General features: G+C 43.6%; 11 protein-coding genes. 7 read left to right on the top strand and 4 right to left on the bottom strand.

Annotated features, from left to right (window positions below; all coding sequences use genetic code 11):
* Positions 1-498: 498 nt before the first annotated feature.
* Together L2755_RS17635 and L2755_RS17640 are read left to right on the top strand one after the other, a co-directional pair.
* Entirely contained in the window at positions 499-900 is a 402-nt protein-coding gene (locus L2755_RS17635) for a hypothetical protein (RefSeq protein WP_248982020.1), read from the top strand.
* A gap of 1,269 nt (positions 901-2,169) precedes the next feature.
* A complete protein-coding gene (locus L2755_RS17640) occupies positions 2,170-2,394 on the top strand; it encodes a hypothetical protein (protein WP_248981992.1) in 225 nt (74 codons plus the stop codon).
* A 65-nt stretch (positions 2,395-2,459) separates the two neighbouring features.
* Here L2755_RS17640 and L2755_RS17645 read toward each other — a convergent pair whose 3' ends face one another.
* Together L2755_RS17645 and L2755_RS17650 are read right to left on the bottom strand one after the other, a co-directional pair.
* Positions 2,460-3,395, bottom strand: coding sequence for a class I SAM-dependent methyltransferase (locus L2755_RS17645; protein ID WP_248981993.1), 936 nt, complete (start codon positions 3,393-3,395; stop codon positions 2,460-2,462).
* A 5-nt stretch (positions 3,396-3,400) separates the two neighbouring features.
* Positions 3,401-4,483: an AI-2E family transporter gene (locus tag L2755_RS17650; RefSeq protein WP_248981994.1), complete on the bottom strand. Its 1,083-nt coding sequence runs from the start codon at positions 4,481-4,483 to the stop codon at positions 3,401-3,403.
* A gap of 278 nt (positions 4,484-4,761) precedes the next feature.
* Between L2755_RS17650 and L2755_RS17655 the strand changes: the two genes are divergently transcribed.
* The gene (locus tag L2755_RS17655; RefSeq protein ID WP_248981995.1) at positions 4,762-5,664 is read left to right on the top strand and encodes a TIGR01777 family oxidoreductase; all 903 of its coding nucleotides are present in this window, start codon (positions 4,762-4,764) and stop codon (positions 5,662-5,664) included.
* Between the two features lie 242 nt (positions 5,665-5,906).
* Positions 5,907-6,350, top strand: coding sequence for a hypothetical protein (locus tag L2755_RS17660; RefSeq protein WP_248981996.1), 444 nt, complete (start codon positions 5,907-5,909; stop codon positions 6,348-6,350).
* A gap of 150 nt (positions 6,351-6,500) precedes the next feature.
* Here the strand turns inward: L2755_RS17660 and L2755_RS17665 are convergent, their stop codons facing one another.
* Both L2755_RS17665 and L2755_RS17670 read right to left on the bottom strand, forming a co-directional pair.
* Positions 6,501-8,954 (bottom strand): ABC transporter permease, encoded by a 2,454-nt coding sequence (locus tag L2755_RS17665; RefSeq protein ID WP_248981997.1) that lies wholly within the window; start codon positions 8,952-8,954, stop codon positions 6,501-6,503.
* Complete coding sequence (locus L2755_RS17670; protein ID WP_248981998.1) at positions 8,945-9,736, bottom strand: ABC transporter ATP-binding protein; 792 nt, start codon at positions 9,734-9,736, stop codon at positions 8,945-8,947. Before L2755_RS17670 ends, L2755_RS17665 begins: the two co-directional genes overlap by 10 nt.
* Between L2755_RS17670 and L2755_RS17675 the strand changes: the two genes are divergently transcribed.
* The 3 genes from L2755_RS17675 (at position 9,717) to L2755_RS17685 (ending at position 14,729) form a co-directional block, all read left to right on the top strand.
* A complete protein-coding gene (locus L2755_RS17675; RefSeq protein ID WP_248981999.1) occupies positions 9,717-10,346 on the top strand; it encodes an arylesterase in 630 nt (209 codons plus the stop codon). The two genes, L2755_RS17670 and L2755_RS17675, sit on opposite strands and share 20 nt — an antisense overlap.
* Positions 10,347-10,461: 115 nt before the next feature.
* A complete protein-coding gene (locus L2755_RS17680) occupies positions 10,462-11,574 on the top strand; it encodes a DUF481 domain-containing protein (RefSeq protein ID WP_248982000.1) in 1,113 nt (370 codons plus the stop codon).
* 503 nt (positions 11,575-12,077) lie between these two features.
* Positions 12,078-14,729, top strand: a complete 2,652-nt coding sequence (locus tag L2755_RS17685) for a parallel beta-helix domain-containing protein (protein ID WP_248982001.1) — start codon at positions 12,078-12,080, stop codon at positions 14,727-14,729.
* Positions 14,730-14,823: the final 94 nt, after the last annotated feature.

The following is a 14,823-nucleotide window of genomic DNA, read 5'->3' on the forward strand; positions in this document are numbered from 1 at the left end:
TCAAGGTGCCTTGATGACATATTCAAATGTATTTTGGATTAGATCCTAGTGAAAGCTTGACCTCAATAAAGATCTCAGGCATATCTGTATAGATAACTTATAAAGGTTATCTATACAGATATGCCTGAGATCTTTATTGAGGTCAAGCTTTCACTAGGATCTAATCCAAAATACATTTGAATATGTCATCAAGGCACCTTGATAAGATAATGCCTCCCCCTCAGAGACAATGCAAAGCAGAATTGGCAAGTTTGAGCTAGTAACGATTAGCCATGAGCTATTGACTTGCCTTCAGCACCGTTAAATTCACACTGCAACGAGCATCTTCAGGTAGAACGGGGATGAGAGTGCCTCAGGTATAACACAACATTATTTACAGGCTCATCTTGCGTTAAGGCTGTAGAATCGTGATACTGCTAAAAATTCTAAAAATCATTATCTATGTTGAAATACTTTATTATTATCATTGCACTCTTCACCGTTTCTGCCTGTGACTATATGGATAGTAATCTAATAGCCGATCCATCCGTCCCCTCTATGCGCACGCCAGAGCTCTCATCTATTGGATTCTTAAATGCGATCTACGTCGAACGGGACGTAGAGAAAGCGAAACTGTTTGTTGATGATTCAATGAAAGAGATCCTTTCACACTACTACATTGCCGCTTCAGTGCAACGCCATGTGCTCAACTTGTCATTGACTGACGTCGAAATGGAAGTTGATGAAGTTGATATCGATTTCTTTCGAAAATCGACTGAAGACGTTACTGTCATCGTCAAGATTAAGGGATTGCGCGGGGGTCAGTTTTGGATTGATGATAGAACCTTGCGCTTGAATAAGCACAAGGGAAAATGGATTATTACCGAAGTAATACCAGAAAGGAGAAACGTTAACGGTTAGGTGCTAGGCTCGAGGATTAAAGGTTCTAGGTTCTAGGTTCTAGGTTCTAGGTTCTAGGTTCTAGCAAAGCATAAAATCAACATCAAAAGCCAAATGATGTTTTCTGTTGATTTCCTAGCAGGACGTAGTCCGTCCTAGCCGTGAGCTGGCGAACGTCCTAGTACCTAGGATCTTCTCAGCTTTCAGATAGGTGCTAGCAGGCACGTAACTGCGTCACTAGGGAACACTTCGCTTACGGTAAAACTAGAAAAGAGCAAAGCGACAGCATAAATGCCGACCTACTTTAAAAGAAGGTGCTAGCAAAGCATAAAATCAACATCAACATCAAAAGCCAAAGAGTGTTTGCTGTTGATTTCCTAGCAGGACGTAGTCCGTCCTAGCAGTGAGCAGGCGAACGTCCTAGGACCTAGGACTTTCTCAGCTTTCAGATAAGTGCTAGCAAAGACGGTAAAATCTTAGACGAACGGCGTACGGCCTTACGGGACGTAACTGCGTCACTACGGAACGCTTCGCTTACGGTAAAACTAGAAAAGAGCAAAGCGACGGCATAAATGCCGACCTACTTTAAAAGAAGGTGCTAACAAAGCCTAAAATCAACATCAAAAGCCAAAGGGTGTTTGCTGTTGATTTCCTAGCAGGACCTAGTCCGTCCTAGCAGTGAGCTGGCGAACGTCCTAGTACCTTCTCAGCTTTCAGATAGGTGCTAGTTCTACAAATAAAAATAGCAACCCGTTGGTTGCTATTTCATCTAGATAAAACCTATAAAAGATAGGCTTACTCCGCGATTTTCCCTAATCCAAAAATGCTTCTTCATCCATTTCAACTGGTAGAGACGCTAACATCTCGTCTTGCAGTTGATAATATGCGCCTTCATATTCTTGAAATTCCATAACAACTCCGGATCTTTGATTTAGGTGTAGGGTACAAAAGCATGTCATCAATGATGTGACATTTTGCCTTTCTTAAAACATGCCAACTATGCAGTGTTTCTATTGCTGATTATAACAGGATCAAACCACGACTTACAAAAAACTTTCAGTTTAAATCGTATTTAATCGATAAAAACGCCTTTTAGCCGTTATTCTGTTAGTGAAACCTGAAAGACTTTCAGTTTTTTATTCAAAATAGCGCTAAAAAACACTTTTGATGTGCATAAAAAATATACTTAACGACCACAACTACTGCTATCAATAATAGATAGCATCGCAGGTGCTAATAATAGACAGCATCGCAGATGCTAATAAGTGCGCTAATTAGAGGTAAATTATAATGAATGCATTAATTGACTATGAAGCAGCACAGCTAGTCGAGTTATTTGATCAGGGAGATGATTTGTCGATATACATGTTTATGGAAAAGATGAGTATCCCCCTAGATGTACAAGGTACGCTTATCAATGAGATCTCTGCACTAAAACAACGAGAACGCCATAGTATCGCCAAGATCATTGAGTCTCATGGGCAATCAGCAATAAGTGAACGACTCAATTATTAAGACACCATGATGAAAAAAGGCCAAACACTGTTATGTTTGGCCTTTTTACGCGATTTAGCTCATTGCTAATTAGCGATGTCTGTTGTCGGCAATGTCTCTTGTCGATAGCGCAGTACTTTTAGTGCTTTATTCGGATCGATATCTTCAAACACCGCTGGGTTGTCCATCTGCTCATAGAACTTCAAGCTAGGACTGTAGCTAGCGACTTGCTCTTTTAGGAAATCAATACTCAATTCAGGCGCATTTAAACATAATAGAATGTCGCCATCGGCAGCCAGCAGATCAGGTAACCGTTTTAACAGACGAGCATAATCTTTTGTTGCTACAAAACTGCCCTTTTGGTTACTGGGTGGATCTGCAATGATGAGATCGTAGGGACCAAGTTTGGTTAGCTTACCCCATGACTTAAAAATGTCATGACCCAGAAAACGAGCCCCTGAACCCAAATTATTTAACATGTGATTTTGCTTACCTATCGATAGTGAGCCCTTGCTCATATCAATATTAACCACCTCTGTTGCTTTGCCCTGCAGCGCTGCAACAGAAAAACCGCAGGTATAAGCAAACAAATTTAGCACTTTTTTGCCAGAACTATGCTGCCGCACCCACTGTCGACCATTAGACATATCTAAGAATAAGCCGTGATTCTGACCACGTAGTAGATGGACTTGAAACTGAGCGCCATTCTCTACAACGATGTGCTTTTCAGGCACCTCACCTTTAATGATATCGGTATGTGTTTCACCGCCACGGCGATACTGAAAAACCAGATTTATCGCTTCAGCGCCATTTAGCTCACACCAACGCTGTTCAATTGCCTCAGTGATGACTGAAAGTTCATCCTCATTGAGAGGCTTAAAACTGGTCAATAACACCACTGGCGCATACCAATCTAAGCAAAGGTGCTCAGCTCCTTGGTATCGTCCCCCACGACCATGAAATAATCGACTAACATCATTACCAAAGGTAACGTCTTTTATTGCTTCAATAAATAACTGCATCTAACTCACTTTTTACTTTCTTCAATCTTTAATTCGTCTTCAGGATCATCTTTATTTTCAGCAATATCACCACCGAGCAATACCGCCAACCAACGCCCGCCTTCGCTTGACTCTAACGCAATTTTTACAATCATTGTCAGGGGGACTGATAACAGCATACCGACAGAGCCCAATAACCAGCCCCAAAATATCAATGATAGAAATACGACTAAGGTCGACAGGCCAAGACCACGTCCCATGTATCGTGGTTCAACCACGTTACCCATAATAGTGTTAGTGCCTAAATACAATAAAGCAACGGCACCGGCTGCCCCTGGACCTATTTGTATGAAAGCCAGCAATACCGACGGAATCGCGGCAATAATAGAACCTATATTTGGAATATAGTTAAACAGAAATGCAATCACCCCCCACAGCAGAGCATAATCCACACCGATGATATATAAGCCAATTCCAACAATCAGTCCGGTACCGAGACTCACCAAGGTTTTAATCACCATGTATTGGTTAACCGAATTTAAAAAGCGATCAACTTGCTGTAAATGCATATCGGGATCATCAAGTGCAAAATGCATCTTTCTTGAAAAACCGTTCGATTCGAACAACATAAACACCACGGTTAAAATGATTAAAAACAGGTTAGCCATGACGCTACCCACACCGGTCAACATGTTCGTCGTCATTGACAATGCAACGCCAGGATCGAAGTAAGCGAGCATTTGCTCCTTAGTGATCTGAATATTGAGCGCGGCTAACTTTTCAACAACCCAAGAGAACTGTTCTATTAATTGGTCTCGATAAAAGGGCAACTGCTGGGAAAATTCATTTATGGAGGTACCGACGATTGAGGCCAACCATAAGCCCATCAGTACAATAAACACCATTAGCAGTAATACAGCCACTCCTCTTGGGGCTCGGTGGCGGGTGAGCCAACTAATCATCGGGTTACAGATCACAGCAATAAATACCGATAACACAAACGGCACGACAATTGGACTTGCCGTTTTTATTCCGGCGAGGATCACCACAATAAATGCAGAGATGGCAAAGCCTCTAAATGCGACACCTTGATTTTCAAATCGGGGCATTAAATAATCCTTGTTGATTTATAATATCGCGGCTTTGATGTTTCGAAAGCAAACAATCATAACACCACTAAACAGTAACAATATGCCAGACGTTACCATCAGCTCTGCCATCCTAGGCGAGTTAATAATACGAGCAACAATGACAAGATAAATGATTTTGTGAATTATCGCATGATTTTATAAAAATCACCGCTTTATTACCGAACAGGGAAAACGATAGATCCAATTTATGCTAACTAACGTAAACTCTATTAAGAGCCCATTATAAGCAAAAGCCTATGAATATATTGATTACCGGTGCCAGTGGATTTATTGGTACACAGCTGGTGAAACGGTTAAGCCATCATCAGCTCACGTTGCTTACAAGGCACCCTGAACATACCGCAAAGCACCTAGGCGCACATCATCATTATCTATGCTCTTTAGATGGATTGACAAATCTAGACAGTTTTGATGCGGTAATTAATCTCGCTGGTGAACCGATTGCAGCCAAAAGATGGTCTAAGGCGCAAAAACAAGCCATATGTCATAGTCGCTGGTCAATCACCGCTAACCTGGCCCAACTCAACTCCGCGAGTGACAATCCACCAGCCACCTTCATTAGTGCTTCTGCCGTCGGCTATTATGGTAGCCAAGGTTCACAACATATTGACGAGACATGCCAGCTAAGCCCCGAAAGCAAAGCTGAGTTTACCCATCAAGTGTGTCAACGCTGGGAACAAGAAGCGCAAAAGGCAGCAAGTCCAGCCACGCGAGTGTGTATTATCCGTATTGGTTTAGTGCTGGGCGCACAAGGTGGCGCCCTAGCCAAGATGTTACCCGCTTTTAAATTGGGACTCGGTGGGCCTATCGCAAGCGGCCAACAGGGAATGAGTTGGATCCATTTAAATGACTTAATTAGCCTATTTGAATTCCTGCTTATAAACCCACACACAAGTGGGATCTACAATGGCTGTGCCCCGACCCCCGTCAGTAACAAAGAGTTCACTAAAGCATTGGGCGCAGCGTTAAACCGTCCAGCGTGTATTCCAGTGCCTGCATTTGGACTAAAACTGGCACTCGGTGAGATGTCTACCCTGTTAATCGATGGGCAATATGTGCTGCCTAAACGGACGTTAGAAGATGGCTTTGAATTTAAGTATTCAACTATCGACAGTGCTTTAAACGCGCTATTTAAATAGAAGATTTAAAACCACCATAGGAAGCTACCGACTTTATTGACGATGAGTAGCTACCTAAAACTGAGGAGCTGAATCTTACTCAAATGAGGCAATTAGGTTGCATGCTTTCTGCACTATTAATAAATTTTACATATATAAGTAAAGATAATTAACTAAAACTGAAATGATTTTTCTGGATACTGCTGGTGCTAAGAAATAGCGTCTGTTGACAAAACAATTGTCTAAACCAAGAAGGATCTCACATGCAAATTAAACTATTAATAGTGGCCATCACTGGCTTAGCGGCTTCAACCATGGTGAATGCTGGACCACAAGAAGACGAGACCTGCTGGTATGAAGACCAGCAAGTTCAAGTCACAACTATTGAGTGTGAGTACGAAGCGGCACTCGAATATTACGGTACGCCGAACTACAATGTGCCACCACAAACATCGTGTCCAACTTGGGCTATCCGCAACGTAAGTCTAGAAAAAGATATCGGAAAAGTAGAGACTAAAATTGGGGTTGGTTACCTTCCATCATGTGGTTCAAAGTGGATTTCGCACGATTGGAACGGAAGTCATACGGTCGAAGGCCGAACATGCGATTACTGGTGGCGTGAGGGTGAAAACGTTATCGGCTACGAAGACAGTCGGACTGTGCACACTGAAACCCGTCGCGTACGCGTGTGTGAAAACCTACATTAAGTTAAAATTGTCGTAAAACTATCCGAAAATCAATTGTCGTTCTTAATAAAAAAGCCAAATAAACTAACTGAGACAACAAGTAAAACTCAGTTCCCATAGGATATAGCGCTCTCAAACAAGAGCGCTATATCAATGTTGATTCAACTTTGACTAGTGTGCTTTAAGCAATTCACTGCATGATTTATTTAGCAATTGGCGACAACGCCAAAGCCCAAGGAGTGCAACTACTAAACCGCCACTCAAAGGTGCGATGCCCCACCAAGGCCAATGCATATAAACATTGAGCTCAAACACCTGAGTTTTCAGTAGGTACAGGGTAAATTCAGCAACAATAACCGCTAATACACCGGCGATGGTTCCTAACAGTGCAAATTCGAGCCCCGTCGCCGCTCTAAGTAACCAACCCGATGCACCAAAGGTCCTTAATACTGCAAGCTCCCGTTGTCTGCTCGCCATTCCAGCCTCTGTTTGCGCTATCATCACCAATGCACTGGCAAGTAATACCAGCACCAACACTAAGGTTAATGACAAAGAGACTTGATCGATGATCTGACGTAACTGCTTCACCATTGCACCGACATCGATAATAGATACTGTTGGGAACTGCTTTATTAATGACAAAATAACCGAGCGTTGTGACTCTTCTAAGTGGAAGCTAGACATTGAGGTATAAGCAAATGGCGCTAAGGCTTCTTTGGTGAAGATCATAAAGAAGTTTGGCTGCAGAGTCTCCCAATGAACAGCGCGAATACTGGCAACTTTGACCGTTAAAGACTGGTTGTCTATGGTATAAGTTAAGGTATCACCTAGGGCCAGCTCTAGTCGTTCGGCAACCCCAGACTCCACTGACACATCAAAAGTATCCTGGTTAAACTGACCAGAAATAATTTCGTTATTGTCAGGCATGCTGTCGCGGTAAGTTAAGTTTAGTTCGCGCGAGATCCCAACTCGCCCCTCATCACCGGCTTTCTTTTGCTCGGAAGATATCAACGGCTCGTCATTAATCGCGCTCAAACGCCCTCTAATGACTGGATAGATAACCGCTGGAGCATCCACATGGGGTTTCAAGAAATCAGCGATTGCTGCTGTTTCTTCCGGTGCAATATTGACGAGAAAGTAATTGGGTGCATTTTCTGGTAACTGCTTTTGCCACTCGTTAAGAATATCTTGTCTGAGTGCAAAAATGGTCAACAATAGTACTAGCGCACTGCTAAATCCTACCAGCTGTACTGCATTTTGCCGCGCTCGGCGTCGAAGTCCCGCCAATGCCAGCTGCAGTGGATTGGTGGTTTTCATCCCCACACTATGACCCAAACGGATCATAAAGAAGCCTAAAACACTCAGCAAGGTCCCTAATAGTAAGACTGCTGCAACCACGGTTAAGGTTAATGGCAGGCTCTGTGAATACAGGTAACCGAGCAATGCCATGGCACTTAAACTTAATAAAAGGTGTAACCACATACCGAGCTGTAACCCTTCAAGATGCCCCTGCAATACTCTCAGTGGAGGAATAGACAGTAACCGCATTAGCGGGTATGCCGAAAACATAAAAGCACTGATAAAACCGGTACTAATACCGAGCAGTATTGGGCGGCTTATTGGTGGACTGTAAGCTGCGATTTCTACCGGTAGAAATGCAGTGATCAGGCGGTCGAGCCCGAAGCCACCGATTAAGCCAAGTACCACACCTAGGGCCGTGACAAGTAAAAGGTGGGTACCAAATAAAATCCTTATCTGTTTTGCTGAAGCGCCAAACGTCTTCAACATCGCCACCACGTCATAATGACGCTGACAATATCGCTGCGCTGCAATACCGATGGCTGCACAGGCAAGTGCGATACCCAGTAGGCTTGCCAGTAATAAAAATCGCTCTGCTCGTTTAACGGCACTGGCAATGGGCGAATCACCAGACTGAACATCTACCCAGCGCTGACTGGTATTGAGTAACGGTTTAGCTTGCACTTCAAAAGCATCAAGTTTTGCACCATCACCTGCAAACTGATATAGGTATGTTACGCGGCTACCAGGTTGGATCACCTGTGTCTTACCCACATCTTCAATACGCATCAACACCACTGGGGATGAGGCAAAAGGGTTAAATCCTGCGTCAGGTAGCCGAATAATTTCATTTGATAAGCTAAAATTGGCGTTACCAATCTCAATCTGTGGTGGATAGCCCAGCAAGCCGCCTAATCGGGTTTCAAACCAGATGTTATCTGCACTCGGTAACCCTTGCGCAACACCAGAGCTGAGCTCTATATTACCCTTTAGCGGATAGCCTTGTTCAACCGCTCTTATGGTCACCAGTTGGAATTCATCTCCGGCATATACCATGGAGTTAAACTGCATACTGGTCACGCGAGCAAGGCCAATGTCGTCAGCGATGGCTAACACCGCGGGATCTATCTCTTTGGGAGAGTTAATAATCCTATCAGCCGCGATAAACTTTGACGCTTGGCCGTTAATTGCCAACTGTAGCCGTTCACTGACTGATGCTAATCCTGTGACTGAAAGTACTGCTAGGGTGATAGCCAGAATGATCAACAGCAGTTGGCCTTGAGACAACTCTCGCTTAAACAGCCTCCATGCTAGCTTTAGCTCCATGAACTTGCCTCTTTGTTGACCGCAATATCTGCCTGTTCAGATTCAGCATTCTCATTGGGTTTTTCGGCTAGCGTTTCGCTGACGGGTTCACTTGTTTTTTCGCTGTACTTTTCGCTTAAGTTACCTGAATCCATAATAAACTGCCGCTGACAGCGGCTTGCCAAAATCATGTCATGAGTCACCAATACCAGTGTAGTGTCACTCTCTCGGTTGAGTTCAAACAACATATCTGCAATTTTATCGCTGTTGGCTGAATCTAGGTTACCCGTTGGCTCATCAGCAAACAGGACTTTGGGTTCACAGATAAAGGCACGGGCGATTGCCACCCGTTGCTGTTCCCCGCCAGACAGTTGATTTGGAAAGTGATTAAGCCTGTGACTCAATCCAACCCGTTGCAACATCGCCTGAGACTTTTCTTTGGCATTGGCAATACCAGCAAGTTCCGCAGGCAACATGACGTTTTCCAATGCATTTAAGGTATCGACCAACATAAAAGACTGGAAGATAAAACTGACCTTCTTTTTACGCAGTGCTGCCTTAGATTCTTCATTTAATGTTTCAAGCGGCACTCCATCGAGTAGAATGGAACCTTGGCTAGGAGAATCAAGCGCAGCAAGTAAACCCAGCAAAGTTGACTTACCCGAGCCTGATGGCCCAAGTATCGCGACACTCTCGCCCTGCTTGACATCCATATTAATGCCGTTGAGGATGGTCAACTCTCCCTCTTGAGTATTAACCGATTTAATTAGGTGGCTTACCGTTATGGCGCTATTTTCAGACATAAAACCCTTCTTTAACCTTAAAAACCGACTATGTGGTTTTGTCATTTTATTGATGTTCAGCAGTTTTCCGCTGAGTGCTGCCCCTATATTAATCCTAGGTGACAGCCTAAGTGCAAGTTATGGAATGCCAGAAAATGAAGGATGGGTGCATCTATTGCGGTCAAAGATGCCTGAACACACCATCATTAATGGCTCTGTAAGCGGTGAAACCTCCGCCGGCGGATTGCGTAGACTGCCCGCCCTGCTTGAATCTGTAAGCCCAGCAGTCCTGTTAGTTGAACTGGGTGGCAATGACGGACTGAGAGGTTTCCCTCCTAAACAATTGAAAGATAATCTTACAAAAATCATCGAGCTTGCAAAAACAAAACAGATAAAAGTGCTGCTCAGTGAGATCATGGTACCGCCTAACTACGGTCCGCGCTATGCATCTCAGATCAGCAAAGTCTATAAAGAGCTCGCAGCGGAGCACGATATCACCCTTATGCCGTTTTTCATGGAAGCCATTGTAATAGACAGTAGCTTGATGCAAAGAGATGGGATCCATCCAAATGCAAAAGCACAGCCGCGAATTGCCGAATTTATACAGCCTTGGATCCAACAAACACTATAAGGCATACGCTAAAAATGAACATAATGCTTGAAGCTCGGCTGGCAACTTTGTAGATTACTGAGAGGCTCATCTAGCCTATTGAATTTCAGGACAAGTCAGCTTCAGGGAGAGTGTAATGATAAAAACATTTAGCGGCTGCATATTGGTTGCAGGCAGCTTTATTGTAGGCTGTTTTAGCGCCGCTATTTTAGCTGCTGAATCCGTCAACCACATAACCTCTGAGCAAATAACACCAGAACAAATATCCCTCCCTGTAGACATTAAGTACGATTGGTTACAACTCACCTCATTAGAGTTACTCAAAGGCGAAATCGTTAACCTCTACGACGACAAACTCGAGTTCGATAGTGATGAACTCGATAGCGTATTTATCGATTGGGAAGATGTAAAAATGCTGCAAAGTAGCGGTATAGTCAGTATTGGTTTTACCGATCTCAGCACTAAAACCGGTCGGCTACTCGTCAAAGATGGCAAGTCCTATATCAATGGTGAAGCGTTTGATAATAGCCAGATAATGACCATTATCGCTGGCGAACAAACCGAAGCTAACTATTGGTCAAGTAAAATCACCTTAGGCGCCAACTTTCGAAAAGGTAATACAGACCAGATAGACTACAACACACTCGCCAAGACCCGGCGACGCACAACGGAATCACGATTCAATCTAGACTATATCGGCAACTTCTCTGAAACTGACGGTGAAAACCGCATTAATAATCACCGGATCAACAGTAACTTTGACTGGTTCATCTCCAAACAGTTTTATCTTAGACCCGTATTTGCTGAAGTCTATATCGACCCATTTTTGAATATAGATTATCGCATCACAGTCGGCTCTGGTCTGGGTTACAACTTCATTGATAATGCCAAAACAGAGTGGAGTGTCAGTGGTGGTCCCGCATACACCTATACACGATTTGATACCGTCCAAATCGATGAAGACAAAGATGATGGCAGTGCAGCACTGGTCATTGAAAGTCTTTATGATACGGAAATTAGCGGAGACATCGATTTTAATGCGCTATATCGCTTACAGTACGGTAATGAAACCTCCGGCGGTTATACCCACCATGCGATTGCAACGTTAGAGATAGAGCTGACCGATATGTTTGATCTTGACCTGTCATTCGTTTGGGACAGAATCAATAACCCACAACCTGACGCAAACAAGCTAACACCTGAACCTAACGATTATCAGTTTATCATTGGTTTTGGTATCGATATTTAGTCAAAGATCTTAAATCATCTGATAACCCCCTGACTTACCGTTCTCGGATTAACATTTAAACCAACCGCTTCGCCCTTGTTTAGATCAATCTAAACAAGGGCGTATTCAACCTTATCCTTATCCTTATCCGCAGCAAAGGCTTAGCTCTCAACCCAAAACATCAACGCTCTCACCTTTAGCACTTCGTAAGAGTCAATACTACAATGTTGACTGCCACTTGCTAATATTTTGCTTAACATCCTGTTTAACATTATTTAAACAATATACTGCACAGTTAAATTTTATGAATAAAAATCACAATCAATTGCAATGATATAACCGTTTGAATTGCAGTATCTTCATAAGTATTTTCAATCACTAACAACAAGAAGAACGTTTAACAGTGCGTGCAAGGCTAATTGATACGACTATGTTGCGAACTTGTTGTCCCAATTTCACATTGCTTATCTAGTACGTCAGTGCAATCTAGAACATGAATAATAAAAATAAATTCTGGAGACGCTATGCTCAACAAGAAACCTTCTTGGCTAATGCCGACATTAATCGCTACCGCAGTTGCAATAAGCTTGGGGGCTTGTTCATCTGACGATGACGATACAACAACAGAAATAGAGACACCGCCCGTTGTCACTCCTGAACCAGAAGGGCCAACGTTCCCCGAAGGCGCAATTATGATCGAGGACGGTGAAAACCTCACCATTCGTATCCAAGAAGCGCTTATCGATGCGCAAAGTAACGATGTGATCGTCCTGCCCAAAGGGACATTTGAAATCGAATCTACGTTATTATTTGATGGTGATGTCGACGGTGACGGTAGTTACGCTAAAAATATAACCATAATGGGCTACGGTCAGAATGAGACCATTCTAGATTTCTCAAAAGCAAACTCTGGCGACGGTATCTTTGTCCAAAATGCGGTAAATATAGTCATTCAAGATCTGTCTGTGAATGAAGCTAAAAATAACGGTATCAAGCTAAAAAACACCAACGGGATTATATTACGTCGCCTCGCAACCGTTTGGGAAGGCGAACTTGATGAAGATAATGGAGCATATGGCCTCTATCCAGTCGAATGTGAAAACATTCTTATTGAAGACACCTATGTACGCGGCAGTGCCGATGCGGGTATTTATGTCGGTCAATCACAATACATAGTTGTTAGACGCAACATTGCCGAAGAAAACGTTGCCGGTATTGAGATTGAAAACTCAAAATATGCTGATGTTTATGACAACGAAGCCATGGGAAATACTGGCGGTATCCTTGTTTTCGACCTGCCGATTAACAACCATAGATATGGCTCCAGTGTCAGGATTTTCAATAACAAAATCTACGATAACAATACTAAAAACTTTGCTAACGCTTCAGCCAACCCTGCGGGAGTGCATATTGTGCCACCGGGCACAGGTATAATTATTCTGTCCACTGATGACGTTGAGATTTTTAACAACGAAATTACCAATCACGACACCATGGGCATCACCATCTCTAGTTTCTTCATTGCCGAACCCGACATTAACGCATTTGTAGGTAACTATGGCCAACCAGGACAGCCTATTGAAGATGGTTGGCGTCCTACCCCACGTAATATTTATCTCCATGATAACGTGATCACAGGCTATGGTCAGAAGCCTAACGGATACTTGATTGATGACATCATTAAAGGCTACCTGTTTACCCACGGTGCTTTCCCTGGCGTACTCTATGACGGTTTAGGTGAAACGCTATCTAACAATGGCACAGCCGCTTACCTTGGACTACAAGAGATGCCATTCGCTGCCGATGGCAGTGACAACATTTGTGCGAGCGATAATGGCGATGTTTCCTTTGGCCGCTTATATGCTAACGACAACGCCGATATTGCCAATCCCGAAATTCTATATGAAAAAACCCAAGACAAATTATTGAACTGTGCTCAGGTGAGCTTACCCGTTCATACCGTAACCTTTGGTGATCAAATTTTCGGTTGCGGCGTTGATGACAATACCGAAGGTTGTGATGGTGGTAACCTTATCGGCGGTGGCGGCACCATAGGTGAAGGAGAAGGCGGCCTGGTAGGAGATGGTGACTTAAGTCTTTGTACGGCAGAAAGCACTAACGTCTCTTGGGACGCACTGCTAAAAGCCAACTGCCCTAACCTTTCAGACTACAACTTATTCGCCGATGCGAAAAATCCTGCTAACGCCCCGAATTCTGGGGGCCTACCTTATGACTTAAATACGCCTTTATTTACTGATTATTCGAGTAAATACCGTTATGTATTTGTACCAGAAGGTAAAAAAGCTGACTTTTCGGCGATGGAGTCAATGGACTTCCCTGTCGGCACTGTCTTAGTGAAGACATTTGCACTTCCGGCTGACACTAGTGAGCGTGGCCTATCGAATGAAGATTTGGTTGAAACTCGTTTACTCATCCATCGTGAGAGTGGTTGGACTGCACTGCCTTATGTGTGGAATTCTGAAAGAGCGGATGCCGTACTCGCTAAAGCAGGCGCAATTCAAGCTAAAAAGGTTGTCCATAATGGCGACACCATGGACTTTGATTATGTCGTGCCGAGCATGAACCAATGTAAACAGTGTCACCAATTTAAACCCGATGCCGATAGCCCTGCAAAGTTTGTCCCCATTGGACCCAAGGCACGCCAACTAAACAAAGATTATGCCTACGGTGATGGCAGCATGAATCAGTTGTTAAAATGGCAAGCCGCAGGCATTTTACAAGGTGTTCCAGAGGTGACTACAATCGATACCGTACCGGCTTACAATGATGGTGATGAGGCCGATGTGGCTGCTCTTAGCGATGACGCATTGATGAAAACAGCCAAAGGTTATTTAGACATTAACTGTGCTCATTGTCATCGCCCTGAAGGTAACGCCTCTAATACCGGTCTAAAACTCGAGTATTGGAGAGATTACGCTGAAGACGCTGGCTATTCACACGGTACATGTAAGTCACCGGTGGCATATGGTGGTGGCTCACTTGGCTATGACGTTGTCCCAGGCAGCCCAGAAGAATCAATATTGCACTTCCGTATGGACAGTAATGATCCAGGTGACAGAATGCCAGAAATTGGTCGCAGCCTCTCTCACGCTGAAGGCGTTGCATTAATCAACGAGTGGATTAAGCGCCTGCCGAGTGCATCTTGCTCAGGTTAATTTAACTGACTAAAAAGGCCGGGATGTTCCCGGCCTTTTTTTATTACCACTTAATTCTCAATACAAAATACTCAATACTCAACACTCAACACTC

It is taken from the genome of Shewanella abyssi, from assembly GCF_023284025.1.
Classification (GTDB): domain Bacteria; phylum Pseudomonadota; class Gammaproteobacteria; order Enterobacterales; family Shewanellaceae; genus Shewanella; species Shewanella abyssi.